This is a genomic window from Microbacterium sp. 1154, from assembly GCF_031455375.1.
Classification (GTDB): Bacteria; Actinomycetota; Actinomycetes; order Actinomycetales; family Microbacteriaceae; genus Microbacterium.
On record NZ_JAVDSN010000002.1, the window covers coordinates 315,885 to 339,887 of the forward strand.

25 protein-coding genes are annotated in these 24,003 nt (G+C 71.0%); 10 read left to right on the forward strand and 15 right to left on the reverse strand.

The window, feature by feature from the left end; translation table 11 throughout:
- Positions 1-87: 87 nt before the first annotated feature.
- Entirely contained in the window at positions 88-1,542 is a 1,455-nt protein-coding gene (locus tag J2X55_RS10745) for a DEAD/DEAH box helicase (RefSeq protein WP_309823351.1), read from the forward strand.
- A 309-nt stretch (positions 1,543-1,851) separates the two neighbouring features.
- Here J2X55_RS10745 and J2X55_RS10750 read toward each other — a convergent pair whose 3' ends face one another.
- On the reverse strand, positions 1,852-2,712 hold the full coding sequence (locus J2X55_RS10750) for a PHP domain-containing protein (RefSeq protein ID WP_309823352.1): 861 nt from the start codon (positions 2,710-2,712) through the stop codon (positions 1,852-1,854).
- Between the two features lie 87 nt (positions 2,713-2,799).
- On the opposite strand from J2X55_RS10750, the gene J2X55_RS10755 reads away from it, so the two are divergent.
- The 3 genes from J2X55_RS10755 (at position 2,800) to J2X55_RS10765 (ending at position 7,211) form a co-directional block, all read left to right on the forward strand.
- Positions 2,800-3,831: an endonuclease/exonuclease/phosphatase family protein gene (locus tag J2X55_RS10755; protein ID WP_210112507.1), complete on the forward strand. Its 1,032-nt coding sequence runs from the start codon at positions 2,800-2,802 to the stop codon at positions 3,829-3,831.
- Between the two features lie 174 nt (positions 3,832-4,005).
- A complete protein-coding gene (locus J2X55_RS10760; protein WP_115917740.1) occupies positions 4,006-5,439 on the forward strand; it encodes an aminopeptidase P family protein in 1,434 nt (477 codons plus the stop codon).
- Positions 5,436-7,211: a gamma-glutamyltransferase gene (locus tag J2X55_RS10765; RefSeq protein WP_309823355.1), complete on the forward strand. Its 1,776-nt coding sequence runs from the start codon at positions 5,436-5,438 to the stop codon at positions 7,209-7,211. The genes J2X55_RS10760 and J2X55_RS10765 overlap by 4 nt, the downstream gene beginning before the upstream one ends.
- 13 nt (positions 7,212-7,224) lie before the next feature.
- On the opposite strand, the gene J2X55_RS10770 is transcribed toward J2X55_RS10765, so the two are convergent.
- Together J2X55_RS10770 and J2X55_RS10775 are read right to left on the reverse strand one after the other, a co-directional pair.
- Positions 7,225-7,905, reverse strand: coding sequence for an alpha/beta family hydrolase (locus J2X55_RS10770; protein ID WP_309823357.1), 681 nt, complete (start codon positions 7,903-7,905; stop codon positions 7,225-7,227).
- The gene (locus tag J2X55_RS10775) at positions 7,902-8,636 is read right to left on the reverse strand and encodes a general stress protein (RefSeq protein WP_309823359.1); all 735 of its coding nucleotides are present in this window, start codon (positions 8,634-8,636) and stop codon (positions 7,902-7,904) included. The genes J2X55_RS10770 and J2X55_RS10775 overlap by 4 nt, the downstream gene beginning before the upstream one ends.
- A 71-nt stretch (positions 8,637-8,707) precedes the next feature.
- Here J2X55_RS10775 and J2X55_RS10780 point away from each other — a divergent pair, with 71 nt between their 5' ends.
- The 3 genes from J2X55_RS10780 to J2X55_RS10790 are packed head-to-tail and all read left to right on the forward strand — an operon-like array spanning position 8,708 to position 11,699.
- Entirely contained in the window at positions 8,708-10,027 is a 1,320-nt protein-coding gene (locus tag J2X55_RS10780; protein WP_309823361.1) for a magnesium transporter MgtE N-terminal domain-containing protein, read from the forward strand.
- Positions 10,027-10,554, forward strand: coding sequence for a DUF1003 domain-containing protein (locus J2X55_RS10785; protein WP_210112505.1), 528 nt, complete (start codon positions 10,027-10,029; stop codon positions 10,552-10,554). The genes J2X55_RS10780 and J2X55_RS10785 overlap by 1 nt, the downstream gene beginning before the upstream one ends.
- A complete protein-coding gene (locus tag J2X55_RS10790; protein WP_309823364.1) occupies positions 10,551-11,699 on the forward strand; it encodes an Mrp/NBP35 family ATP-binding protein in 1,149 nt (382 codons plus the stop codon). The genes J2X55_RS10785 and J2X55_RS10790 overlap by 4 nt, the downstream gene beginning before the upstream one ends.
- A 365-nt stretch (positions 11,700-12,064) precedes the next feature.
- Here J2X55_RS10790 and J2X55_RS10795 read toward each other — a convergent pair whose 3' ends face one another.
- Positions 12,065-12,436: a Sec-independent protein translocase TatB gene (locus tag J2X55_RS10795; protein ID WP_309823365.1), complete on the reverse strand. Its 372-nt coding sequence runs from the start codon at positions 12,434-12,436 to the stop codon at positions 12,065-12,067.
- Positions 12,437-12,508: 72 nt separating this feature from the next.
- Here J2X55_RS10795 and J2X55_RS10800 point away from each other — a divergent pair, with 72 nt between their 5' ends.
- Positions 12,509-13,144 (forward strand): class I SAM-dependent methyltransferase, encoded by a 636-nt coding sequence (locus tag J2X55_RS10800; RefSeq protein WP_309823367.1) that lies wholly within the window; start codon positions 12,509-12,511, stop codon positions 13,142-13,144.
- Between the two features lie 64 nt (positions 13,145-13,208).
- On the opposite strand, the gene J2X55_RS10805 is transcribed toward J2X55_RS10800, so the two are convergent.
- The 3 genes from J2X55_RS10805 to dapE form a co-directional block, all read right to left on the reverse strand.
- Entirely contained in the window at positions 13,209-13,379 is a 171-nt protein-coding gene (locus tag J2X55_RS10805; protein ID WP_074615842.1) for a DUF3117 domain-containing protein, read from the reverse strand.
- A 92-nt stretch (positions 13,380-13,471) separates the two neighbouring features.
- Complete coding sequence (locus tag J2X55_RS10810) at positions 13,472-14,695, reverse strand: hypothetical protein (RefSeq protein ID WP_309823368.1); 1,224 nt, start codon at positions 14,693-14,695, stop codon at positions 13,472-13,474.
- Entirely contained in the window at positions 14,692-15,768 is a 1,077-nt protein-coding gene (gene dapE, locus J2X55_RS10815) for a succinyl-diaminopimelate desuccinylase (RefSeq protein ID WP_115917728.1), read from the reverse strand. Before dapE ends, J2X55_RS10810 begins: the two co-directional genes overlap by 4 nt.
- A gap of 42 nt (positions 15,769-15,810) precedes the next feature.
- On the opposite strand from dapE, the gene dapD reads away from it, so the two are divergent.
- Positions 15,811-16,731: a 2,3,4,5-tetrahydropyridine-2,6-dicarboxylate N-succinyltransferase gene (gene dapD / locus J2X55_RS10820; RefSeq protein WP_115917726.1), complete on the forward strand. Its 921-nt coding sequence runs from the start codon at positions 15,811-15,813 to the stop codon at positions 16,729-16,731.
- Positions 16,732-16,823: 92 nt separating this feature from the next.
- Here dapD and J2X55_RS10825 read toward each other — a convergent pair whose 3' ends face one another.
- From J2X55_RS10825 to J2X55_RS10860, 8 genes are all read right to left on the reverse strand, one after another.
- Positions 16,824-17,345 (reverse strand): hypothetical protein, encoded by a 522-nt coding sequence (locus tag J2X55_RS10825; protein WP_181906440.1) that lies wholly within the window; start codon positions 17,343-17,345, stop codon positions 16,824-16,826.
- Positions 17,338-18,099 (reverse strand): dimethylargininase, encoded by a 762-nt coding sequence (ddaH, locus tag J2X55_RS10830; RefSeq protein ID WP_309823369.1) that lies wholly within the window; start codon positions 18,097-18,099, stop codon positions 17,338-17,340. Before ddaH ends, J2X55_RS10825 begins: the two co-directional genes overlap by 8 nt.
- A gap of 445 nt (positions 18,100-18,544) precedes the next feature.
- Positions 18,545-19,840 (reverse strand): citrate synthase, encoded by a 1,296-nt coding sequence (locus J2X55_RS10835; RefSeq protein ID WP_210112498.1) that lies wholly within the window; start codon positions 19,838-19,840, stop codon positions 18,545-18,547.
- A 220-nt stretch (positions 19,841-20,060) separates the two neighbouring features.
- Complete coding sequence (gene dapC, locus J2X55_RS10840; RefSeq protein ID WP_309823372.1) at positions 20,061-21,164, reverse strand: succinyldiaminopimelate transaminase; 1,104 nt, start codon at positions 21,162-21,164, stop codon at positions 20,061-20,063.
- 3 nt (positions 21,165-21,167) lie between these two features.
- Complete coding sequence (gene fdxA, locus J2X55_RS10845; protein WP_013586172.1) at positions 21,168-21,488, reverse strand: ferredoxin; 321 nt, start codon at positions 21,486-21,488, stop codon at positions 21,168-21,170.
- A gap of 53 nt (positions 21,489-21,541) precedes the next feature.
- Positions 21,542-21,940 (reverse strand): histidinol dehydrogenase, encoded by a 399-nt coding sequence (locus tag J2X55_RS10850; RefSeq protein ID WP_115917720.1) that lies wholly within the window; start codon positions 21,938-21,940, stop codon positions 21,542-21,544.
- 43 nt (positions 21,941-21,983) lie between these two features.
- Entirely contained in the window at positions 21,984-22,298 is a 315-nt protein-coding gene (locus J2X55_RS10855; protein WP_309823374.1) for an AzlD domain-containing protein, read from the reverse strand.
- The gene (locus tag J2X55_RS10860; protein WP_115917716.1) at positions 22,295-23,011 is read right to left on the reverse strand and encodes an AzlC family ABC transporter permease; all 717 of its coding nucleotides are present in this window, start codon (positions 23,009-23,011) and stop codon (positions 22,295-22,297) included. The genes J2X55_RS10855 and J2X55_RS10860 overlap by 4 nt, the downstream gene beginning before the upstream one ends.
- A 65-nt stretch (positions 23,012-23,076) precedes the next feature.
- On the opposite strand from J2X55_RS10860, the gene J2X55_RS10865 reads away from it, so the two are divergent.
- The gene (locus J2X55_RS10865) at positions 23,077-23,628 is read left to right on the forward strand and encodes a helix-turn-helix domain-containing protein (protein WP_115917714.1); all 552 of its coding nucleotides are present in this window, start codon (positions 23,077-23,079) and stop codon (positions 23,626-23,628) included.
- Positions 23,629-24,003: the final 375 nt, after the last annotated feature.

Here is a 24,003-nt window from a genome sequence, read left to right on the forward strand (position 1 = left end):
TCGGATCGGGGCCCCGCGCCTGTGGACGAGTGAGGCGTGGATACGACTCCCCCAGGCGGTCTCTCGCCGCCGGAACAGGCACGCACTATGACGACTTTCGCCGATCTCGGCATCGATCAGGACATCGTCGATGCCCTGGCGACCAAGGGCATCGTCGATGCCTTCCCCATCCAGGAGCAGACGATCCCCCTCGGCCTTCCCGGCCAGGACATCATCGGCCAGGCCAAGACCGGTACCGGAAAGACGTTCGGCTTCGGCATCCCCGTCGTCCAGCGCCTCGGCCTGAACCCCGAGCCCGGTGTGAAGGCGCTCATCGTCGTCCCGACGCGCGAGCTCGCGGTCCAGGTCTATGAAGACATGGACATGCTGACCTCGAACCGCTCCACCAGCGTCGTCGCCATCTACGGCGGCAAGGCCTACGAGGGCCAGATCGACCAGCTCAAGGCCGGCGCGCAGATCGTCGTCGGAACGCCGGGTCGCCTCATCGACCTCGCCAACCAGCGCCTGCTCGACCTGTCGAACGCGACCGAGGTCGTGCTCGACGAGGCCGACAAGATGCTCGACCTCGGCTTCCTCGCCGACATCGAGAAGATCTTCTCGAAGGTCCCCGCCGTGCGTCACACCCAGCTGTTCTCGGCGACCATGCCCGGGCCCATCGTCGCCCTGGCGCGTCGCTTCATGTCGAACCCCATTCATATGCGCGCCAACGACCCCGACGAGGGCCTGACGCAGGCGAACATCAAACACCTCGTCTACCGCGCGCACTCGCTCGACAAAGACGAGGTCATCGCCCGCATCCTGCAGTCCGAGGGACGCGAGAAGGCTGTCATCTTCACCCGCACCAAGCGCGCCGCGCAGAAGCTCGTCGACGAGCTCGGCGACCGCGGCTTCAACGCCGCCGCCGTTCACGGCGACATGAGCCAGGAGGCCCGCGAGCGTTCGATGGCCGCGTTCAAGGCCGGCAAAAAGGACGTCTTGATCGCCACCGACGTCGCCGCGCGCGGTATCGACGTGAACGACGTCACCCACGTCATCAACCACACGATCCCCGACGACGAGAAGACGTACTTGCACCGCGCGGGCCGCACCGGTCGCGCCGGCCGTACCGGCATCGCGGTGACCTTCGTCGACTGGGACGACGTGCACAAGTGGGCGCTCATCAACCGCGCCCTCGAGTTCGGCCAGCCCGAGCCCACCGAGACCTACTCGTCGAGCCCGCACCTCTACACCGACCTGAACATTCCCGAGGGCACCAAGGGTCGTCTGGTGACGGCGCCCAAGGCCGTCGCTCCTCGCGCCGAGAAGAAGAGCGAGGGTCAGGATGCCGAGGGCACCCGCGGCCCGCGTCGTCGCCGCCGCGGCGGATCGTCGTCGGCCGAGGGCGCTGCCCCCGCCGGCGAGTCCGCCCCGCGCGAAGAGGGCGGCGCCGGTACGCACGACGGCGCCGGCAAGGAGCACCACGACGGCAACGCGGCCCCGCGCCGTCGTCGCCGTCGCCGCGGCGGCGGCAGCTCGGGAACGCCGACGGCTCCCGTCGCCTGACGCACCGTCCGTTGATACGGCGCCGATCCCCCGCGCGGGGTCGGCGCCGTTTCTTGTGGCGCCGAGGCGCCGGCATCCGGGATGTCGTGGGCAGGCCAGCGGGGCATCGTCATGTCCGGGGCGTCGCCGCGCACGTCGTACGAAACGTCGCCGCGCGCTCGAGCCACCCATAAACGCTATCCACACGCATGAACGCGCTCTGCACGCGTTTCCCGGCGCGAATCGCGTTTATGCGCGATCTACCGGCGCACCTGCCGCTGCGCGAAGACGCTCTCCGCGCGAATCCCTCGGCCGAGAATCCACCCGCCCCTACGGGAAGACCGGCGCGGTGCCGCGTCCGAGGGCGAAGATCCGCGCGACCATGTCGTCGGTCGTCGTGTTCTCGCCCGGCACGTTGGGCTTTCCGAGGCCGTGGTAGTCGCTCGAGCCGGTGACGATGAGGTCGCGCTCGGCGGCGAGGTCGGCGAGCAGGGCCGTGGGCTCGGGCAGGTTCTCGCGGTGCGCGAGTTCGAAGCCCGCCAGTCCCGCATCCAGCATCGCGTGCAGCACGCTGTCGGGAAGCAGCGACCGCCCCGCCGGGTGAGCGATGATCGGCACCCCGCCCGCTCCGACGACGAGTTCGACCGCCGTCACCGGGTCGGGAGCGTAGAGGGCGACGTAGTAATCGCCGGAGGGGTGCAGGATGCCGGCGAACGCCTCGGTCCGGTCGGCGACGATGCCGCGCGCCACGAGAGCGTCCGCGATGTGGGGGCGTCCCACCGTCGCGCCGTCGGTAGTCTGCGCGACGATGTCGTCCCACGCGAGGTCGTAGTCGTGGGAGATGCGCTCGGCCATGATCTGCGCCCGGTCCAGGCGCGAGGAGCGAATGCGGTCGGTCATCGCGCGGAGCTCGGTGTCGTCGGGGTCGATCAGGTACGCCAGCAGGTGGACGCTGCGCCACCGGTGCCGCGCCGACAGCTCCATGCCGGGCACGAACGTCATTCCGAGCGAGGTCGCCGCCTCGGCGGCTTCGGCCCACCCCGACGTCGTGTCGTGGTCGGTGAGGGCCGCGGTGTGGAGCCCGTGACGGTGGGCTGCGGCCATGACCTGCGCGGGCGGTTCCGTGCCGTCGGAGTGAGAGGAATGCAGGTGCAGGTCGCTCGGACCCTCGAATCGTCGTTCACGCTGCACCCGTCGAGCGTATCGCCCCGCCTTCACTGGGGCGGTGCCCACCCGGCATCCGTGGATCTCTCAGACGGCTCCCCTATGGTCGGGTGCGTGCGTCGTCTGGTCGGTCTCGTGGTCGCGCTCGCTTTCGCTGCGGGTGCCGCGGTGTTGACGTGGCCCTCGGCGTTCGGCGTCGAGCGCACGTTCCCCCTGGCGCAGGTCATCTCGTTCCGCGCGCCGCTGGCCGCCGCCTTCATCGCAGCGACTCTGCTGATGCTGCTGTTCGCCCTCATCCGCCCGCTTCGCGCGCTCGCCTTCGTCCTCGCGATCGTGTTCGCTCTGGCCGGGGGCATCAACGTCTCGCTGCTCGCGCAGCGCGGCCTGGGCTCCGAAGAGATGCCCGCCAAGACCGCCTCGAGCCTGCGCATCATGACGTGGAACACCGCGGGTTCGGCCACCTCGGCCGAGTCGATCGCGCAGTTCGCCGTCGGCATGCAGGCCGACGTCGTGACCCTCCCCGAGACCACGATCGAGACCGGCGCCGAGGTCGCCGAGCTCATGCGCGACATGGGGCAGCCGATGTGGGCCCATCACGCGGAGTACGGCGAGTACGGCATCACCGGATGGGATGCCACCTCGACCACCGTCCTGATCAAGCCCGAGCTGGGCGAGTACTCCGTCATCCAGTCATCGCTCGACGGTTCGAGCAACACCTCGACCGTCCCGAGCGCCGTGGCCATGCCCGTGTCGGGAGACGGTCCGATCATCGTCGCCGCCCACGCCGTCGCCCCGCGCGAGGAGTACATGACGCAGTGGCGTAGCGACCTGCAGTGGCTGGCTGACCAGTGCGCGACCGACAACGTGATCCTCGCGGGCGACTTCAACGCGACCCTCGATCACATGACCGGCATGGGCGTCGACGGCGGCACGCTCGGGCGCTGTCACGACGCGGCGTCCGAGAGCGGCAACGGCGGCGTCGGCACCTGGCCGACGAATGCTCCCGCCCTGCTGGGCGCACCGATCGACCACGTCATGGCCACACCCGACTGGACCGTCTCGGCCTCGGTCGTCATGCGCACCCTCGACGGCTCGGGCAGCGACCACCGCCCGATCGTCGTGCAGCTCGAGCGCACGGGCGGCTGACACGCCGCGCGTGCCGCGCTCCGGATGCACACCCGGGATGCCGGCACAGCATCACCTCGACGACCGCCGCGCGCCGAGGTTCTCCGGAGCCCGGCCCGCCCGCCTGCGCCGCAACCCGCCGCGCTCCGCACCGACCGTCGTGCACGCGAGGCCCGACGGTGCGAGACTGGAACGATGGATGCCCCCTCGACCAGCGACACGACCGCGACGACCGCCGAGCCCCAGGCCGACGAGCAGAAACTCGACGCCCCCAGCAATCGGAAAGCCCCCTTCCCCCGCGGGTTCCTCGACACGATCTCGACCGGCTGGGCCGAGCACCCCGCCCAGCTCCCCGAGCCGCGTGAGCAGGCCGCGTGGGCCGCACGGCGCCGAGCCCGCGTGTCGGAGGCCTTCCCCGGCCGGCGCGTCGTCGTGCCCGCCGGCGGCTTGAAGCAGCGCAGCAACGACACCGACTACCCCTTCCGCGCGCACTCCGCATTCGCGCACCTCACGGGCTGGGGTAGCGACGCCGAGCCCGACGCCGTGCTCGTCTTCGAACCGCGCGACGAGGGGCACGAGGCCGTGCTGTACTTCCGCGAACGTGCCGATCGCACCACGGCGGAGTTCTACTCGGATGCCACCGTGGGCGAGTTCTGGATCGGCCCCCGTCCCGCCCTCGACGGCGTCGCCGCCGACCTGAACCTCGCGACAGCGCACCTCGCGGACTTCCAGCCCGGCGACGACGACCTGACGGTCGGCGACGACGACGAGGTCACGCGCTTCGTCTCGGAGTTGCGTCTGGTCAAGGACGAGTACGAGCTCGCCGAGCTGGCCCTGGCCGTCGAGGTCACCGGCCGCGGGTTCGACGACATCGTCGCCGAGCTCCCCCGCATCATCGAGCACCCGCGCGGGGAGCGCCTGGTCGAGGGCGTGTTCCACCAGCGCGCGCGCTCCGACGGAAACAGCGTCGGCTACGACACCATCGCCGCCTCGGGCCCGCACGCCTGCTATCTGCACTGGACGCGCAACGACGGTGCCGTAAAGCCCGGCGACCTGATCCTCGTCGATGCCGGCGTCGAGGTCGACAGCCTCTACACCGCCGACATCACCCGCACCCTCCCGGTCTCGGGCACCTTCACCGACATCCAGCGCCGTATCTACGAGACGGTCCGCGAGGCTGCCGACGCCTCGTTCGCCGCCGCGAAGGTCGGGGTGCCCTTCCGTCGCCTGCACGAGGCCGCGATGGAGGTCATCGCCGCGCGCGTCGCCGAGTGGGGCCTGCTCCCCGTCACCGCCGAAGAGGCACTCGACGCCGACACGGGCGGTCAGCACCGCCGCTACATGGTGCACGGCACGAGCCACCACCTCGGCATCGACGTGCACGACTGCGCGCAGGCCCGCCGCGACATGTACTACGACGGCCTGCTCGAGCCCGGCATGGCGTTCACCATCGAGCCCGGCCTGTACTTCCAGATCGACGACCTCACCGTCCCCGAGGAGTACCGCGGCATCGGCGCGCGCATCGAGGACGACATCGTCATGACGGCCGACGGTCCGGTCAACCTGTCGGCGGGCATCCCCCGCACGGCCGACGAGGTCGAGGAGTGGATCGCCCGGCTTTCGCGATGACCTTCACGCCGCCGGCATCCTTCACCACCCGGCCGACGCTCCGGGGCACCTTCGGGATGTCGGCGTCGACGCACTGGACGGCCACGGCCACCGCGCAGGCGGTGCTCGAGCGCGGAGGCAACGCGTTCGACGCCGCCGTCGCGGCGGGTTTCGTGCTGCACGTCGTGGAGCCGCACCTCAACGGTCCCGGGGGTGATCTCGTCGCTCTCGTGCGCCCGACCGGTGCGTCCGAGCCGGTCGTGCTCATGGGTCAGGGCCCGGCGCCGGCCGCCGCGACCATCGAGCACTTCCGCGGGCGAGGGCTCGACCTGGTCCCCGGGTCCGGCGGGCTCGCGGCGACAGTGCCCGGCGGCGTCGACGCGTGGCTCCTGCTGCTGCGCGAGCACGGCACATGGGAGCTCGGCGACGTCCTCGCCTTCGCGACGGGGTACGCGCGCGACGGCCACCCGCTGGTCGCGGGAGCGGCCGCCACCATCGGCCGTGTCGCCGACCTGTTCCGCGATCACTGGTCGTCGTCGGCGGAGCAATGGATGCCGACCGGCGAGCCGCCCGCGCCCGACACGGTGGTGCGCAACCCGGCGTGGGCCGACGTGCTCGACTCGCTCGTCGCCGCGGGCGCCGACGCCGCCGACCGCGAGTCGCGTATCGACGCGGCGCGCGAGCGCTGGATGAACGAGGTGCTGCCCCGGGCCGCGGCGTTCCTGCACACACCGCACCGGCACGCGGACGGCGGCGATCATCCCGGCATCCTGGACGCCGCCGACCTCGCGTCGTGGCGCGCCTCGTTCGAACCCGCCGTGTCGGTGTCGTTCCGCGGATGGGACGTGTTCAAAGCGGGGGCGTGGTCGCAGGGGCCGGCGTTCCTGCAGACGCTCCGCCTGATCGGGGACGCGGACGATGTCGACCCCGGGTCGGCGGACGGAGCCCACCTGCTGCTCGAAGCGCAGAAGCTCGCGTACGCCGACCGCGACGCCTGGTTCGGCGACACCGCCGACGCCGTGAACGTCGAGGCCCTACTGTCCGACGACTACGTCGCGGCTCGACGCGAGCTCATCGGTGCGGACGCCTCCGCCGAGCTCCGCCCCGGCTCCCCCGACGGTCGCGAGCCCGTCCTGCCGCCTCTGCGCACGACGCACGGAACGGCCTCGGGCTCGACCGGCGAACCGACGGTCGACCGCTCGGGTCAGACCCGTGGCGATACGTGCCACCTCGACGTGATCGACCGGTGGGGCAACGCGATCTCGGCCACCCCGTCGGGCGGCTGGCTGCAGTCCTCCCCCGTGGTTCCCGAGCTGGGGTTCTGCCTCGGCACGCGTCTGCAGATGGTGTGGCTCGAGCCGGGGCACCCGGCATCCCTCGTTCCCGGTCGTCGCCCCCGGACCACGCTCACCCCGACGCTGCTCACGCGCGGCGACGAGGTCATCGCGATCGGATCGCCCGGCGGGGACCAGCAGGACCAGTGGCAGCTCCCCGTTGTGCTGCGCGTGCTCGTGGGCGGCTACTCCCCGCAGCAGGCGATCGATGCCCCCACCCTGCACACGACGGCCCTCGTCGACTCGTTCTGGCCGCGCACGTGGTCACCGGCGGGTGCGGTGGTCGAAGACCGCTTGGGCGAGGGCGTGATCGCCGAGCTCGAGCGGCGGGGACACCGCGTGCGCCGGGCCGGGGATTGGGCCCTGGGCCGCGTCAGCGCGGTCGGTCGAGACGCCGACGGGCTACTGTGGGCCGCCGCCAATCCGCGGGGTGCGCAGGGCTACGCCGCCGGGCGCTGACGCTCCTACGCTCCTACCGCTCCCGCGCGAACTCCGCGACGGCGGGCGCCAGCTCCGCACCGATCGCGTCGGCGGGGCGCCGTGCGCCCTTGACCTCGAACGAGTGGTTACCACCGGCGACCCAGTGCACGCGAGCGTCCTGGCACGACGCGACCACCTCGTCGAACTGCTCGCGTGGAGCGATGAACGGGTCGTGCTCGCCCTCGACGAACAACTGCGGCACCACGATGGCGGGCAGGTGCTCGCGGCGCGGCTTCTCGGGTCGCCCCGGCGGGTGCAGAGGGTAACCGAGGTACACGAGGCGCGCGGGAGCGATCACGCCCTCGGCGGCGGCGACGGATGCCATGCGCCCGCCGTACGACTTGCCCGCGGCGACGAAGGGGCCGGGCGCGGCCGTCTCGAGCCAGGTCGCGACGCCGCCCCAGGTCGCCACCGCGTGCGGGGCGGGCCCCGGCATGCGCCTGCCCGCCTCGACGTAGGGGAAGACGAACCGCAGCACGGAGACGCCCTGGGTCACGAGCGCGTCGGCGAGACCGGCCAGGAAGGGGTGCTCCATCCCGGCACCCGCGCCGTGCGCGAGGGCGACTGTGGGGGCGGGGTCGGGGGCGGGGTCGGGGGCGGCGGACCACAGCCCGGACACCTCGGTGTCGCCCGTCGGCAGCGCGACGGCGATGCGGACGGGTTCGGTTGTCACCGCTCGGTCGGGGCGGGGCGCTCGTCGGAGTCCGCGTGCTCCTCGGCGGGCGCATCAGCCTCGGCGGGGCGCTCCCCCGTCGGCGCGATCCGCTCTCCGTACCGCGGCGGCTCGTCGTCGCGCGGTGCAGCGGTGGGGGTCGGTGCGGGCGGTCGTGGCGGGGCGACCGGCGAGCCGCCGCCCGGGGCGACACGCTCGCCGTACTGCGGCGGGGCGGTATCGGCCGCCGCCGCGCGCGAGACGGTGCGGGCGGCACCGGCACCGGAGGGACCGACGATCCCGCGGGCCTTGTGAACACTGGGGGCGGCGACGCACACGTCGTAGTGGTCGGCGGCGACCTGCATGACCGAGGCGAAATCGCGACGGCGACGCACGATCGAGTAGGTGCCGATGCTGAGGATCATGCCGAGCGCCATGCCGACCAGCAGGACGCCGATGAAGGCGGAGATCTGCACGGTCGGCATCCCGAGCACGAAGATGAAAGCGAACAGCAGACCGAGCATGAGGCCGTTCAACGCGCCCGAACGGGCCGCCGTGGCGTAGCCGAGCTTGCCGGTGATGCGCTCGATCGAGCGCAGACCCGAACCGACGATCGCGATGTCGCGCGCGGGCACCTCTCCGGCGATCAGCGAGGACACGGCCTTCTGCGCCTGCTCGTAGGTCGGGAACGAGGCGATCTTCTCGCCGACCTCGTCGCGGCCGGCACCCGGACGCTGCGCGAACATACTCATTTCACCATCCTGTCACGCGCGCCTGACCGTTCCACCGGTGTTGCATAGGAGGTGCGGACTACGCTGGTCCGGTGAGCACGCAAAGGGTTTTCGTCGCCCGCTTGGCGGGCTGCACGGTGTTCGACCCGGCGGGAGACCGTCTGGGCAAGGTGCGCGACGTCGTGGTGATCTACCGCGCGTCGGCGGCACCGCGCGTCGTGGGGCTCGTCGTCGAGATTCCCGGCCGACGACATGTGTTCGTGTCCATCGGGCGCGTCACCTCCATCCAGGCCGGTCAGGTCATCACGACCGGCCTCATCAACGTGCGCCGTTTCCAGCAACGCGGCGGTGAAGTGCGTGTCATGGCCGAGATGCTGGGGCGTCGCGTGAGCCTCGTCGACGGTTCCGGCACGGCCGTGATCGAGGACGTCGCGATCGAGCGCAACCGCCTCGGCGAGTGGGACGTGGGGCAGTTGTTCCTCCGTCGCCCGCGCACGAGCGCGTCGCCCTTCGCCAAGGGCGCGACGACGTTCGCCGCGTGGGGCGAGGTGCGCGAGAACCAGACGCCCGGCGAGGCGCAGTCCGCCGAGCAGCTGGTCGCGACCTACTCCGAGCTCAAGCCCGCCGACCTCGCCAACACGCTGCTCGACCTCCCCGAAGAGCGTCTCATCGAGGTCGCCGAAGAGCTGAGCGACGATCGCCTGGCCGACGCCCTCGAAGAGATGCCCGAAGACGAGCAGGTGCACATCCTCGAGCAGCTGGGCGACGAGCGCGCGGCGGACATCCTGGATGCTATGGAGCCCGACGACGCGGCCGACCTCCTCGGTCAGCTCCCCGAGTCGCGATCCGAGCAGCTGCTCGACCTGATGGAGCCGGAAGAGGCCGACGACGTCCGCGCCCTCCTCCAGTACGGCCCCGACACCGCCGGTGGCCTGATGACGCCGGAGCCCATCGTGCTCTCCGCCGACGCGACGGTGGCCGAGGCCCTGGCCCTCATCCGCCGGCACGAGCTGCACCCCGCCCTCGCGGCATCCGTCTTCATCACCCTTCCGCCGTACGAGACGCCGACGGGGCGGCTCCTCGGCACCGTGCACTTCCAGCGCATGCTGCGGTACCCCCCGCACGAGCGCCTGGGCGCGATCATCGACGACACGCTCGAGCCCGTACCGGCCGACGCGACCGCCGCCGAGGTCGCGCGTCTGCTCGCGAGCTACAACCTCGTGTCGCTTCCCGTGGTCGATCAGGCGCATCGCCTCGTCGGCTGCGTGAGCGTCGACGACGTGCTCGACTACCTGCTGCCCGACGACTGGCGCACGCACGACAGCGATGATCCGAGACCCAAGACGACGACCAGGGCGACCGCGACGCGGAGCATCCCCCAGATCACCCCGCAGACCCCGAGGAGGCGCTGATGGCACGCACCAACCGCAAGCCGGCTCTCGACGCCCCGCGCGGCCGCACCGGCGTCCTCGCCCCGCGCACCCCGCAGCCCTCGCGCGACCGTTTCGGTCGGTTCACCGAATGGGTGGCGCGGGCCATGGGCACCCCCACGTTCCTGCTGTCGCTCACGCTCTTCTGCGTGCTGTGGATGGGGTGGAACTCGATCGCCCCCGACGACTGGCGTTTCGACTCCGCGGCCATCGGCTTCACCGCCCTGACGCTCGTGCTCTCTCTCCAGGCCTCGTATGCGGCCCCGCTCATCCTGCTCGCGCAGAACCGGCAGGACGACCGCGACCGCGTGCAGATCGAACAAGACCGTCAGCGCGCCGAGCGCAACCTGGCCGACACCGAGTACCTCGCCCGCGAGATCGTGGCGCTGCGCATGGCCGTGCGCGACCTGACCGACGAGGTCATCACGAAAGACACGCTGCGCGCCGAACTCAAGGCCGCCCTCGAACGCCTCGACGAGCACGACGACGCTCCTCGCCCTGCCTCGTGACCGACGTCCTCGCCGAGAGCGTTCGCGACGCGGTCGCCGCCGTCACCGATCCGGAACTGCGGCGGCCGCTCGGCGAGCTCGACATGGTGCGCGAGATCTCCGTCTCGGGCACGACCGCCGAGGTCGGCATCGCCCTGACGATCGTCGGCTGCCCCGCCGCGGATCGCATCGAACGCGATGTACGGGATGCCGCGGCCTCGGTCGCCGGCATCGACGCGGTCGACGTACGGGTCGGCGTCATGTCGCCCGACGAGCGCAAGGCGCTCACCGAGAAACTGCGCGGCGGGCGCGCGAAGCGCGAGATGCCCTTCGGCCCCGACTCCCTCACCCGCGTGATCGCCGTCACCAGTGGCAAAGGCGGCGTGGGCAAGTCGACCATCACGGCGAACCTCGCCGTCGCCCTCGCGGCGAAGGGCTTGCGCGTCGGCCTGATCGACGCCGACGTGCACGGCTTCTCGATCCCGGGACTGCTCGGACTCGTCGACGCCGATGGCCTGCCCCCCGCTCCCACCAAGCTCGACGATCTGATCCTGCCGCCCGTGGCCTACGGGGTGAAGGTCATCTCGATCGGGATGTTCCTGCGGCGCCCCGGAGAAGACGCCGCGGGTGCGGTCGCCTGGCGCGGCCCGATGCTGCACCGCACCGTGCAGCAGTTCCTCACCGACGTGTTCTTCGGCGACCTCGACGTGCTGCTGCTCGACATGCCCCCGGGCACGGGTGATGTGGCGATCTCGGTGGGGCAACTGCTCCCCCACGCCGACGTTCTCGTCGTCACGACCCCGCAGGCGGCGGCCGCCGAGGTGGCCGTGCGCTCGGGTCTCGTCGCGCGACAGACGGGTCAGCGCCCGATCGGCGTGATCGAGAACATGGCCGCGATGACACTCCCCGACGGTACGGTGCTCGATCTGTTCGGTTCCGGCGGCGGCGCCGAGGTGGCCCGCGCTCTCTCGAGCGCCGACGTCGACGTGCCGCTGCTGGCATCCGTCCCTCTCAGCCCCGCCTTGCGCGCCGGTGGCGACGATGGGCGCCCCGTGGTGCTGTCGCAGCCCGACGACCCCGCCGCTCGTGCGATCGACGCCGCGGCGTCGGCCCTGGCCATCCGCCCGCGTGGCCTGGCGGGTAAGCCCCTGCGGCTCGGCGTCTGACCCGAGCCGCTCCCGTCACGAGAACAGGGCGCCGCCACCAGAACAGGGCCTTTCTCGCCGAATCGGCCTGTTCCCGTGACATCCCCTGTTCTCATGACGCGCCCGCGGCGCCCCCGCCCCAACGGCATCCGGGAACGTCCCCGCCGCCCCCCTCACGAGAACAGGGCGCCGCCATGAGAAGAGGGCGTTTCGCACCGAATCCGCCTGTTCCGGTGGCATTCCCTGTTCTCGTGACACGCGGTCGTCCGACCTCGCCCCCGGGTGGCTCAGCCTGTGGAAGCCACCGCTCAGGCCGGGCGTGTTCCCTCGGCTGCGGGGCCACCCGACTCAGCACCGACCACCCGGGTCAGCCGACGGGATCCGCGTCAGGTCGCCTCGTCGTCGAACGGCGGGCGCTCGCCGACCACGAAGGGGGCGGATGCCGGCTTCTCGCGCGCCGCGAGAGCAGCGGCGCCCGCGGCACGCATGGTCGCCGTCGGGGTGTCGTCGAGCAGGGCCTCGCGGATAATGCGCCGCGGGTCGTACTGCCGCGGGTCGAGCTTCTTCCAGTCGACGTCGTCGAACTCGGGGCCCATCTCGTCGCGCATGCGCGTGCGGGCACCCTGCAGCGTCTCTTTGGCGCGCTTGGTGAATTTGGCCAACGCCTCCGCGTAGCGCGGGAGGCGCTCGGGGCCGACGAGGACCGCTGCGATCACGCCGATCAGCATCAGCTTCTCGATCGTGAGGCCGAAGAACATGCGTCCAGATTACCGGCCTCGCCTAGGGGGTGAGCGACCATCCGCCGTCTAGCCTGATCTGAGGAGGTCCACGTGAGCGGTCATGAGGCGAACGAACGGTTCGTGCAGGAGTCGACGGTCGAGCCCGAGCACATCGCTCGCGCCCGGGCGCACGCACTCGAGCTCGGAGCGGCGCCCATCAGCCCCGCGGTCGGAGCCCAGGCGGCCGTGATCTCGGCGGCATCCCGTGCTCTCAACATCGTCGAGGTCGGCACCGGCGGCGGCGTGTCGGGACTGTGGCTGCTGCACGGCTCTCCCCGCGCGACCATCACGACGATCGACAGCGAGCCCGAGCACCTCGGAGCCGCACGGTCCGCGTTCGTCGACGCCCGCGTGCCCGCCGCCCGTGCCCGGTTCATCACCGGTCGCGCGTCCGACGTGCTGCCGCGCATGAACGAGGCGTCGTACGACATCGTCTTCATCGACGCCGATCCCGAGGGCGTCATCGAGTACGTCGAGCACGGTCTGCGCCTGGTGCGTGCGGGCGGGACGGTGCTCATCCCCCGTGTCCTCGCGCACGGCGCGGCCGACCCGGTGCGCCGCGACCCGGTGACCACGGCCTACCGCTCACTGATCCAGGAAGTGCAGTCCTCGCCCGCCGTGATCGGCGCGCTCTCGACCACCGGCGAAGGCCTTCTGCAGCTCACGACGCGGCCGACCGAGGCCTGAGCTCTCCGAACGAACGAAGAAGGCCGGCCCCCGAGGGGACCGGCCGTCTTCGTGTCGATGGTCGTCAGGCGGTGACGACACCACCGAGGACGTCGTAAAGTTCCTTCGCCTCGGCATCGTTCACCGAGACGACGAGTCGCCCGCCACCCTCGAGCGGCACGCGCACGATGATCAACCGGCCCTCCTTCACGGCCTCCATCGGTCCGTCGCCGGTACGCGGCTTCATGGCTGCCATCGCGGCCCCCTTTTCGTCGTTGGTCTGCCGACAAGTTTACCGGTATCCCGCGTGGCGGGTTGTACCGCGCGGTCGGCCTCTGTCGATCCGCTTCAGGGAATCTGCCAGTACGTGTTCGCGAGGGCGTACATGTTGTAGATCCACCACCATTGTCCGAGCAGCGCGAGCGCGAGAACGCCGATCCTCCATCGGCGGGACCGCGGCACCGCGAGCGCCCCCCACAGCGGCGAGATCGGAACCAGCAGCCGGAAGATGCTCGACTGCGGGAAGAACACCAGCAGCAGGTAGACCAGGTAGCTTGCCGACCACAGCCGCACCTCGATGCCCAGCCGCTTCACCTGCGGCGAGAACAGCAGCAGGGCGGCCACGGCCAGCACGAGCATCGCGAGGAAGACGTAGCCCGTCACCGCACCCAGTCCCCAGCGCGTGAACCAGAACCCCGCGGCCTGGATGAACCCGTCGAAGGGCACAAATCCGCCGCTCGAGTCGCCGAGCCAGTTGCGCCGCCACGCGAGCTCGGTGGCGAGGTACGCACCGGGGTCACCGGTGACGAAGCCGGCGATCGCCTGCCACGCGAAGCCCACCACGACCGCGAGACCCCCCAGCGCGACGAGGTGCGCGATGTCGCGCGTCGGCAGGGGATCGGTCCGTCGACGGACGAGACGATGGATGCCGTAGACCCCGAGGAACAACGCGAACGCAAGGATGCCGGGGCGGGTGAAGCCCATCGCCGGGACCAGCAGGTAGAGCCACCGCCACTGCCGCCGCTGGACGCATCGGAGAGAGAGGAACAGGAAGAAGAGGAACAGCGCCTCGGCGTAGCCCACCTGGAACAGGGCGGCCAGCGGACCGCTCGCGAAGAAGATCACGGCCCACATCGCGGCCGCCCCTCCGATGCGCTCGTGCAGCAGAGAGTGCAGCACGAGGCAGGCTCCGTAGCCCGCGGCCAGCGAGATCGCGACGGCCCCGGCGCCCCACGACCCGAGCAGGAGGCCCAGCCCGGCCGAGAGGTACGAATAAAGAGGCATGAACGCCCAGGCGTTCTCGGCGACGTGACCACCGGCGGCGAGCGGCAGATCCATCGGGTACCCCGAGACGGCGGCGAGCCAGTACCACTGGGCGTCCCACCCCAGAGCGAGCTTCTCGAGCGAGGGCGCGATGCCGTACCGGGAGCCCGGACCCGACAACGCCGAGGCGAGCAGGAAGAAGCCCGTCGTGACCACGCGCGCAGCGGCGTAGACGATCGCGATGCGCGCCGCCACGGGCAGGCGCTGCCATCGGTCGACCGGCGTGCGCGTCGTGGCCGCGGTGGTCACGACCCGCTCAACCAGGCACGGAGGCCGCGCTCGACGGCATCGATCTGCGCGAGCGGGACGCGCTCCTCGTCGTGGTGCGCGAGATGCGGGTCGCCGGGACCGTAATTGACGGCCGGGATGCCGAGGGCCGAGAACCGCGCCACATCGGTCCAGCCGTACTTGGGCTGGGGCGTCGCGCCCACGGCATCCACGAATTCTTTCGCGAGAGCCGCGTCGAGCCCGGGGCGGGCGCCCTCGGCCACGTCGACGATCTCGACGTCGAAGCCCGTGAAGACGTCGGTGACGACACGGGTTGCGGCCGCCGCGTCACGGCTCGGGGCGAAACGGTAGTTGACCTCGACGGCGCAGGCGTCGGGGATGACGTTACCGGCGACCCCGCCCGAGATGCTCACGGCGTTCAGGCCCTCGCGGTACACCAGGCCTTCGACCTCGATCTCGCGCGCGCGGTACTCGGCCAGGCGCGCGAGGATCGGCGCGGCCTTATGGATCGCGTTCTCACCGATCCACGATCGGGCGCTGTGCGCGCGGACGCCCTCGGTGCGCACGATCGCGCGAAGCGTGCCGTTGCATCCGCCCTCGACCTCGCCGTTGCTCGGCTCGCCGAGGATGGCGAAGTCCCCCGCGAACAGGTCCGGGCGGTTGCGCGACAGCCGGCCGAGGCCGTTCAGAGAGGAGTCGACCTCTTCGTGGTCGTACCACATCCAGGTGATGTCGACCGGGGGCTCGGTGAGCTCGGCGGCGAGCTTGAGCTGAACCGCGACGCCGGCCTTCATGTCGACCGTGCCCCGTCCCCAGATGACCTCGACGCCGTCGACCGTGCGATCTTCGACCGGGAGGTTGCCGTTGATCGGCACGGTGTCGATGTGCCCGGCGATCACGACCCGACGTTCGCGCCCCAGATTCGTCCGGGCGACGATCGTGTCGCCGTCGCGGATGACCTCGAGATGGGCGTATGCGGAGACGGCCTCCTCGATGGCATCCGCGAGCGGGGTCTCGTCTCCCGACACGCTGTGGATGTCGCAGATGGCTCGGGTGAGGGCGGCCGAGGACAGGGTGAGGTCGAGCGCGGGCATGCCCCGATCTTCCCACAGGCACTGCCCCACTACCCTGGGACGGTGAGCAACGAACGACGCATCAGCGCTGCCGGCCTCTCGACGCGGACCACCGGGGGGACGGTGCTCGACGCCTGGTTCCCGAAGCCCATCCTGGGCGACGCGATCGAGCTGGATGCCGAGAAGGCGGCGCTCGAGCCCTCCGCCGGCCCCGACGATCGTCGCGGGGTGGTCGTCGAGACCGTATCGCTCACCATCGACGCCGATGCCGCCCCCGCATCGACGGTCGACGCCTACCTGCGTCTGCACGCGCTCTCGCACCTCCTCGTGCGCCCGAACGAGATCAACCTCGACGGGATCTTCGGCCACCTCCCCAACGTCGCGTGGACCAACGCGGGCCCCGTCCACCCCGACGACGCGACACGGCTGCTGCCGCAGCTCAAACGCCACGGCATCGAGCTGCAGGGCCTCGACAAGTTCCCCCGTCTCACCGACTACGTGCTCCCGGCGGGCGTGCGCATCGCCGACGCCTCGCGCGTGCGCCTCGGCGCGTACCTCTCCCCCGGCACGACCGTCATGCACGAGGGCTTCGTCAACTTCAACGCCGGAACCCTCGGCGCATCGATGATCGAGGGCCGCGTCTCGCAGGGCGTCGTCATCGGCGACGGTACCGACATCGGCGGCGGAGCCTCGATCATGGGCACCCTCTCGGGCGGCGGCACCCACCGCGTCTCGATCGGCGCACGCACCCTGCTCGGGGCGAACGCCGGCATCGGCATCTCGCTCGGCGACGACTGCGTCGTCGAAGCGGGGCTCTACGTCACGGCCGGCACCAAGGTGCGGGTGGGCGACGAGACCGTCAAGGCCGGCGAACTGTCGGGTCGCGACGGCATCCTGTTCCGCCGCAACTCCCTCACCGGCGCCGTCGAGGCCTCGGCCCGCTCCGGGGTGGGCGTGACGCTGAACGAGGCGCTGCACGCCTGACGCGTCATTTCCCCCGGCGGAGCCGCGACCGTTCGGACACGCTTCCTCACACCGGAACGCGCTTCCCGCAGGGCGCCGCGCACCGACCGCGTTCAGTCGGCTGCTCCTCCCGGTCCCCCACGACCCGCGGGGCCGTCCTCGAGGCGGTACCGCCGTGCATCCTCGAGGCGCCGCCGCGCGACGCGCAGCGCCTGCTCCGACGACGCGAGAAGCGCCGCGTCGCCGTCCCGACGCAGATCGAGCGCGCGAGAGAAATCCGCGATCGCGGCCTCGATCTCTCCCGCCGCGAGCAGCACCTTGCCGCGGTGCTGGCGCATCACCGCCTCGCGGCCCGTCCCGAGGGACTCCTCGACCAGCGCGTCGTACTCAGCACGCGCCGTCGTGGTATCGCCGAGGGCGGCCCGTGCGTCGGCACGCAGGGCACGCATCCGCGGGGTCGTCGCGGCGCCCAGCAACTCGAGAACCCGTAGCGGCTCGCCGCTCCACAGTGCGGCGACGACCTCGACGAGCGGATCGTCGCTCATTCCGGCGCGGAAGGCCTCGGCATCCGTGATCCGCGGACGCAGGTCGGCGCCGATGACCCAGCCGGGCCCACCCACAACCTCATCAGTCACGTACGCGCACCGACAGGCAGGTCACGCAGCCCTCGAGCTTCTCGAACTCGCTGATGTCGACCTCGACCACCTCGAGACCCCGCTGCCGGTGCGCGGCGGCGGTCTCGGGCGCGTCCGACGACATCAGCACGGAACCCTCGCCGAGGACCACGACGGCGGTGCCGTGCTCTTCGGGGACCCCCGCGAACACCGGGAACAACGTGGGATCGTCGACGAGCGGCTCGAACCCGATGACCGTGCCGTCGGGAAGCGCCGTCACCCCCGACTTCAGGTGCAGCACCTTCGTCACGGGAATCTCGCGCACGTCCCACCCCCTCGGCTCCAGCAGCGCCCGCAGCTGAGCGATACCCGCCGCGTTCGTGCGCGCAGACACCCCGACGTACACGGTGGTGCCGACCTTCAGTACGTCGCCGCCGTCGAGCGTCCCCGGCGCGACGATCTCGGCGATGGGGATTCCGGATGCCAGCACCCCGGCGCGCACGCTCGGAGCCTCGCCGCGGCGCGACGGCGCACCCGCGCGGCACAGAACCGCGAGGTCGCCGAAGACGACGACGGCATCCTCGACGAAGACGCCGTCGGGCTGGTCGTCCGCCGGCTCGATCTCGACGACCTCCCACCCGCGCGAACGGAAGGCGTCGACGTACCTCTGCCACTGCGCGAGGGCCAGGTCGGCATCGACCGGCACCCGGTCGAGGTGCGTGAGCTCGCCGTCCGCGAGCGACGGCGAGGGGCGACGAACGAGCAGACGCGACATGCCCCGACCCTACTGGGTCAGGTCATCGGCTCGAGGCCGCGCTCCGCGGCATCCGCTCGCCGCCATGTCCCGATGGGCGCAGACCATGTCCCACTTTCGGCGGTTCCACAGCGCCCCAGGCAGCCGAAAGTGGGACACGGCTCAATCACCGGCTACCCCCACCGCCGCACCCACCACCGCGTCGCCATCGATGCGGGCCATGTCCCACTTTCGGCGGTTCCACGACGCCCCAGACAGCACAAAGTGGGACACGGTCCGATCACCCGCTACCGCCAGCGCAGCGCACCCACCACGGCGTCCCGATCTACGCAGACCATGTCCCACTTTCGGCGGTTCTACACCGCCCCGGGCAGCACAAAGTGGGACATGGCCCGCACCGCATCGCACCGCCCCGACGCGAAACGCCCCGCCCCTGACGAGAGGGACGGGGCGTTCCAAACTGGACTCAGATGCCGGGGTAGTTGCGCTCGGCGGCGCCCGTGTACAGCTGCTGCGGGCGGCCGATCTTGGTCTGCGGGTCGGTGATGGCCTCGCGCCACTGGGCGAGCCAGCCGGGCAGACGCCCGATCGCGAACAGGACGGTGAACATGCGCGTGGGGAAGCCCATCGCCTTGTAGATCACGCCGGTGTAGAAATCGACGTTGGGGTAGAGACGACGCTCCTTGAAGTAGTCGTCCTCCAGGGCGATCTGCTCGAGCTCCTTGGCGAGGTCGAGCAGCGGATCGCTCACGCCGAGGGCCTCGAGCACCTCGTCGGCCGACTCCTTGACGAGCTTGGCGCGCGGGTCGTAGTTCTTGTAGACGCGGTGACCGAAGCCCATGAGCTTGACGCCCTGCTCCTTGTTCTTCACCCGCTCGACGAAGCGCTCGACGCTCTCGCCCGAGTCGCGGATGCGCGCGAGCATCTGCAGCACGGCCTCGTTCGCACCACCGTGCAGGGGGCCCGAGAGCGCCTGGATGCCGGCCGAGATCGACGCGAACTGGTTGGCACCGGTCGAGCCGACCAGGCGGACGGTCGACGTCGAGGCGTTCTGCTCGTGGTCCTCGTGCAGCATCAGCAGCAGGTCGAGGGCCTTCGTCATGACGGGGTTGGCCTCGAAGGGCTCGCTGTGCACGCCGAAGTTGAGCTTGAGGAAGTTGTCGACGAAGCCGAGCGAGTTGTCGGGATACAGGAAGGCCTGGCCGATGCTCTTCTTGTGCGCGTAGGCCGCGATCACGGGCAGCTTCGCGAGCATGCGCACCGTGTTCAGCTCGACGTGCTCGGGGTTGTGCGGGTCGGACTCGGCCTCGTAGTAGGTCGAGAGCGCGGCCGTCGCGGCCGACAGCACCGACATGGGGTGAGCCGTAGGCGGGAGGGCCGAGAAGAGGCTCTTGAGGTCTTCGTGCAGCAGCGTGTGACGGCGGATGCGCTCGTCGAACGACGCCAGCTCGGATGCCGAGGGCAGCTCGCCGTAGATGAGCAGCCACGCGACCTCGAGGTACGTGCTGTTCTTCGCCAGCTGCTCGATCGGGTAGCCGCGGTAGCGGAGGATTCCCTGATCACCGTCGATGTAGGTGATGTCGGACTTCGTCGACGCCGTGTTGACGAAGCCGTAGTCGAGCGTGGTGTGCCCGGTCTGCTTCGTCAGCGACGCGATGTCGATGCTCGGAACGCCGTCGGTGCCTCGCAGGACCGGGAATTCGGCGGTGGTGCCACCTACCGTCAGAGTGGCCTTGTCCTGCTGCGTGCCCGCGTCGCTCACCGCGCCTCCTTGCGATTTCTGGTCGCCCGTGTGGTCGAACGCGGGGGCTTGCGGCGCCCCGCGATCTTCTCGACCGATGGATGCCACGGGTATGGCATCCGGGTCGGCGGGGCGCGCGGAGGGTGACCCCGAACGACCTGCCTTTACAGCCTAGTAGTCCCTCCGGCGTACAGATGACACCGCCAAAGAGCACCCCCATCGAATGGAGGGATCCTCCTGGTCAGCCGCGCAGACGCTCCGCGGCGGCGGCGATGCGCTCATCGGTGGCGGTCAACGAGAACCGCACATGATCCGGAAAATGGGTGCCGTAGAAGTGCCCCGGCCCGACGAGGATGCCCAGTTCCGACAACCGGTCCACGCTCTCCCACGCGTCGCGTCCCTCGGTCGCCCACAGGTACAGGCCGCCTTCGCTGCGGTCGACGGTGAAGCCGGCGGCCTCGACCGCGGGCTTGAGGACGGCGCGGCGACGGGCGTAGCGCTCGCGCTGCTCGACCACGTGCGCGTCGTCGCCGAGCGCGACGGTCATCGCCCGCTGCACGGGACCGGGAGGCATGAGGCCGAGGTGCTTGCGCCCGGTCAGCAGCCGCGAAACGAGAGCCGGGTCACCGGCGAGGAACGCCGCGCGGTAACCGGCGAGGTTCGACTGCTTGCTCAGCGAGTAGACCGAGAGCACGCCGGTGAGATCGCCGTCGACGACGGCCGGATCGAGGACGCTCGGCACAGGCTGCGCGTCCCACGGCGCGTCCCAGCCCAGTTCGGCGTAGCACTCGTCGGACGCCAAGACGGCACCGATCTCGCGCGCCCGGGTTACGGCATCCCGAAGCTCGTCCCTCGACAGGACGCGGCCGTCGGGGTTGCCCGGGGAGTTGATCCAGACCAGCCGCGTGTGGACGGGCCACTCGCCGGGATCGTCGGATGCCACGGCCTCAGCGCCGACGAGACGCGCACCGACCTCGTAGGTGGGGTAGGCGGCACGGGGGTGCACGACGGCATCGCCGGGGCCCAGACCCAACAGCAGCGGCAACAGGGCCACGAGCTCTTTCGACCCCACGGTCGGCAGGACGTTCGCCGCGCTCAGGCCCGGAACGCCGCGACGGCGCTCGTACCATTCGGCGATCGCTTCGCGCAGGGCCGGCGTGCCGGCGGTCTGCGGGTAGGCGTGCGCGTCGGTCGCGTCGGCGAGGGCCTCGGCGACGACGGCGGGCGTCGGGTCGACCGGCGAGCCGATGGACAGGTCGACGATGCCGTCAGGGTGTCGCCGCGCGCGCTCCGCGTAAGGGGCGACGGCGTCCCACGGGTAGTCGGCGAGGTCGGCGACGCCCACGGCTCAGTGGCTTTGCGGGGGCAGCGCGGTGATGACGGGGTGATCCTTGGCGATCACGCCGACCTTGGCCGCTCCACCGGGCGAGCCGATGTCGTCGAAGAACTCGACGTTGGCCTTGTAGTAGTCGGACCACTCTTCGGGGAGGTCGTCCTCGTAGTAGATGGCTTCGACGGGGCAGACCGGCTCGCACGCACCGCAGTCGACGCACTCGTCGGGGTGGATGTAGAGCGATCGTTCACCCTCGTAGATGCAGTCGACGGGACACTCATCGATGCAGGCGCGGTCTTTGACATCGACACACGGGAGGGCGATCACGTAAGTCACCCGCTCAGTCTAATCGCGCTGGGGCGACCGACTCCGCCGACGGGCCCGCGGGCTTAGGATTCGACCGGCCGCGCGGGGGCCTGCATCTTCGAGAAGTCCGGCCACAGCGCGACGAGCACCATCAGCGCGGGGCCGACGACCGTCCAGACCAGCGGGATCCATTCCGTACCCGCCGTGGGCGCAGCCACGATCGCGGAGCCGCCCGGACCCACCTGAGAGAAGAGGTACGTCGCGGCGGTGATGCCGAGCCCGCCGGCGAGGGCGTTCACCCGGTCGCCGGTGAGGGTGCGCAGGGCGATGAGCAAGGCCGCGCTGCCGATCGACGCGAGGATCAGGCCGACGGGCACCGGGCCGACGAGGAAGGCCTGGCCGACCGTGCCGGCCGCACCGTAGAAGGCTCCGACGAGCAGGGCCACCACCCAGCCGACGACGCGAAGAATCGTGGAAGTCACCGCCCGAGTCTAGGCGGGGCGGCTATGCGCGCCGTCTGAGAACTCAGGCGGCCCAGCCCCACAGCCGCAGCAGAGCGGCGGTGACGGCTGCGGCGGCCACCACCACGAGGAACGGCGCCCGCGCCCAGAGCAGGTGGGCTGCGATCGCGACGGCCGGGAGCCGCGCGTCGACGACGACCGCCGCGCCGGCGCCCAGGGTCTGCACCATCACGAGCGCCGAGAGCAGGGCGACGGTGAGGAAGTCCGCGATGCGAGCCGGGCGCGGAGCGTCGAGCCAGTGGGCCGGGAGCAGGTAGCCCGTCGCTTTCAGGGCGACGCAGATGACGGATGCCGTGAGCACCGCTGTCCACAGGGTCACGGCATCCGCTCCTCTCCTCGCGGCGCCTTCGCGGGCCGGGGGTCGAACAGACCCACCACGATCGCGACGCCGGCCGCGGCGATGACCGGGATGCCGGGGAGCAGCCACGGCGTGAGCAGCGCCGCGACGATCGCCGCTCCCGACGCCACCGCGAGGGGCTGACGCCCGCGCAGGCGCGGCCAGAGCAGGGCGAGGAACGCGGCCGCAGCGGCGGCGTCGAGACCGTACGCGCGGGGGTCCCCGAGCACGTCGCCGAGGAGCGCGCCCAGGAGGGTCGAGAGGTTCCAGCCCACCCAGATCGCCACCCCGGTCACCCAGAACCCGGCCTGGCGCGCGCGGGGTTCCTCCTGAGCCAGGGCGACCGCGACGGATTCGTCGATGGTGAACTGCGTCGCCGACACCTTCCGCCAGAAGCCGCCGGCGACGACCGGAGCCATTCGCATGGCGTAGGCGGCGTTGCGCACCCCCAGCAATGCCGACGAGGCGATGGCCGCGGGGGCTGCGGCCACTCCCCCGGCCGCGATGACACCGACGAAGGCGAACTGCGATCCGCCCGTGAACATCAGCAGGCTGAGAACGCAGGTCTGCCAGATGTCGAGACCGGATGCCACGGACAGAGCGCCGAACGAGATGCCATAGGCGCTGGTCGCGAGCGCGACGGCGAGTCCCTGCCGCGCGGCCACTCCCTCAGGTGTTCGGTAGAACGAACGCATGGACATCATCGTGAACGCTCCACGCGCGTTCGTCAAATCGAACGATCGGTGGCGATAATGAACGCATGAGCGACCTGAGCGACCGCATCGCCTCGAGCCTCCGACGCGAGCGGGAGCGGCGCGACCTTAGCGTGTCCGAGCTGGCGCGGCGGGCGGGAGTTGCGAAGGCGACCGTGTCGCAGCTCGAGAACGGGGGAGGTAACCCGAGTGTCGAGACGCTGTGGGCCCTGGCCTCCGCCCTCGAGATCACCTTCGCCGACCTCGTCGACGAGGGACCGCACTCCCCCACCCTGATCCGCGCCGGAGAAGCAGGAACCGCGGTCGCCTCCTCGGCGTCCGAGTACATCGCCGTGCTGCTCTCGGCGAGCCCGCCGCACGCGCGCCGCGACATCTACCTGCTCTCGGCCGAACCCGGGAAGCCGCGTCGGTCCGAGCCGCACCCGCGGGGAACGGTCGAGCACCTCGTCATGGTCTCGGGTCACGGCCTCGCCGGCCCCGCCGACGACCCGTACGAGCTCTTCCCCGGCGACTACCTCTCGTACGCCGGCGACTCGCCGCACGTCTTCGAAGCGCTGTCGCCCGGCATGAGCGCCGTGTGCGTCGTCGAGTCGCGCTGAGGACCATCGCCCGGGGCCCGGGTCACGGCATCCCGGGTCGAGTGTCCAGGACACGCCGTGTGGTCGCACCCCGGCGCGGCGTGTTCTGGACACTCGAGGTCGCTCGTCGCCCGGCACCCGCGGCGCACTCGCGCGTCCGGGGACGCCCGGCGCGTCCGCCTTCCGGTCACAAACCGGCGGCAGCGCCGTCAACCGGTTCACGCATAAACGCTTCCGGCGCGCAGAAACAGGAGCAGAGCGCGTTTCTGCGCGCGGATCGCGTTTATGCGTACAAGCGGCAGCCGGTTGACTGCCCGAAACAGCCCGACGGATCCCCAGACCCGTCGGAGCTTCCCGGACACTCAAGGGGCCGGGAAACGCCGAACGGCCCCGCTC

Excerpts from the sequence above, each read along its gene's own strand:
- J2X55_RS10745 (WP_309823351.1), top strand. The coding sequence starts at position 88 with ATGACGACTTTCGCCGATCTCGGCATCGATCAGGACATCGTCGATGCC.
- J2X55_RS10760 (WP_115917740.1), top strand. The coding sequence starts at position 4,006 with ATGGATGCCCCCTCGACCAGCGACACGACCGCGACGACCGCCGAGCCC.
- J2X55_RS10765 (WP_309823355.1), top strand. The coding sequence starts at position 5,436 with ATGACCTTCACGCCGCCGGCATCCTTCACCACCCGGCCGACGCTCCGG.
- J2X55_RS10775 (WP_309823359.1), bottom strand. The coding sequence starts at position 8,636 with ATGAGTATGTTCGCGCAGCGTCCGGGTGCCGGCCGCGACGAGGTCGGC.
- J2X55_RS10785 (WP_210112505.1), top strand. The coding sequence starts at position 10,027 with ATGGCACGCACCAACCGCAAGCCGGCTCTCGACGCCCCGCGCGGCCGC.
- J2X55_RS10795 (WP_309823365.1), bottom strand. The coding sequence starts at position 12,436 with ATGTTCTTCGGCCTCACGATCGAGAAGCTGATGCTGATCGGCGTGATC.
- J2X55_RS10805 (WP_074615842.1), bottom strand. The coding sequence starts at position 13,379 with ATGGCAGCCATGAAGCCGCGTACCGGCGACGGACCGATGGAGGCCGTG.
- dapE (WP_115917728.1), bottom strand. The coding sequence starts at position 15,768 with ATGCCCGCGCTCGACCTCACCCTGTCCTCGGCCGCCCTCACCCGAGCC.
- ddaH (WP_309823369.1), bottom strand. The coding sequence starts at position 18,099 with ATGTCGCGTCTGCTCGTTCGTCGCCCCTCGCCGTCGCTCGCGGACGGC.
- J2X55_RS10860 (WP_115917716.1), bottom strand. The coding sequence starts at position 23,011 with ATGCGTTCGTTCTACCGAACACCTGAGGGAGTGGCCGCGCGGCAGGGA.
- J2X55_RS10865 (WP_115917714.1), top strand. The coding sequence starts at position 23,077 with ATGAGCGACCTGAGCGACCGCATCGCCTCGAGCCTCCGACGCGAGCGG.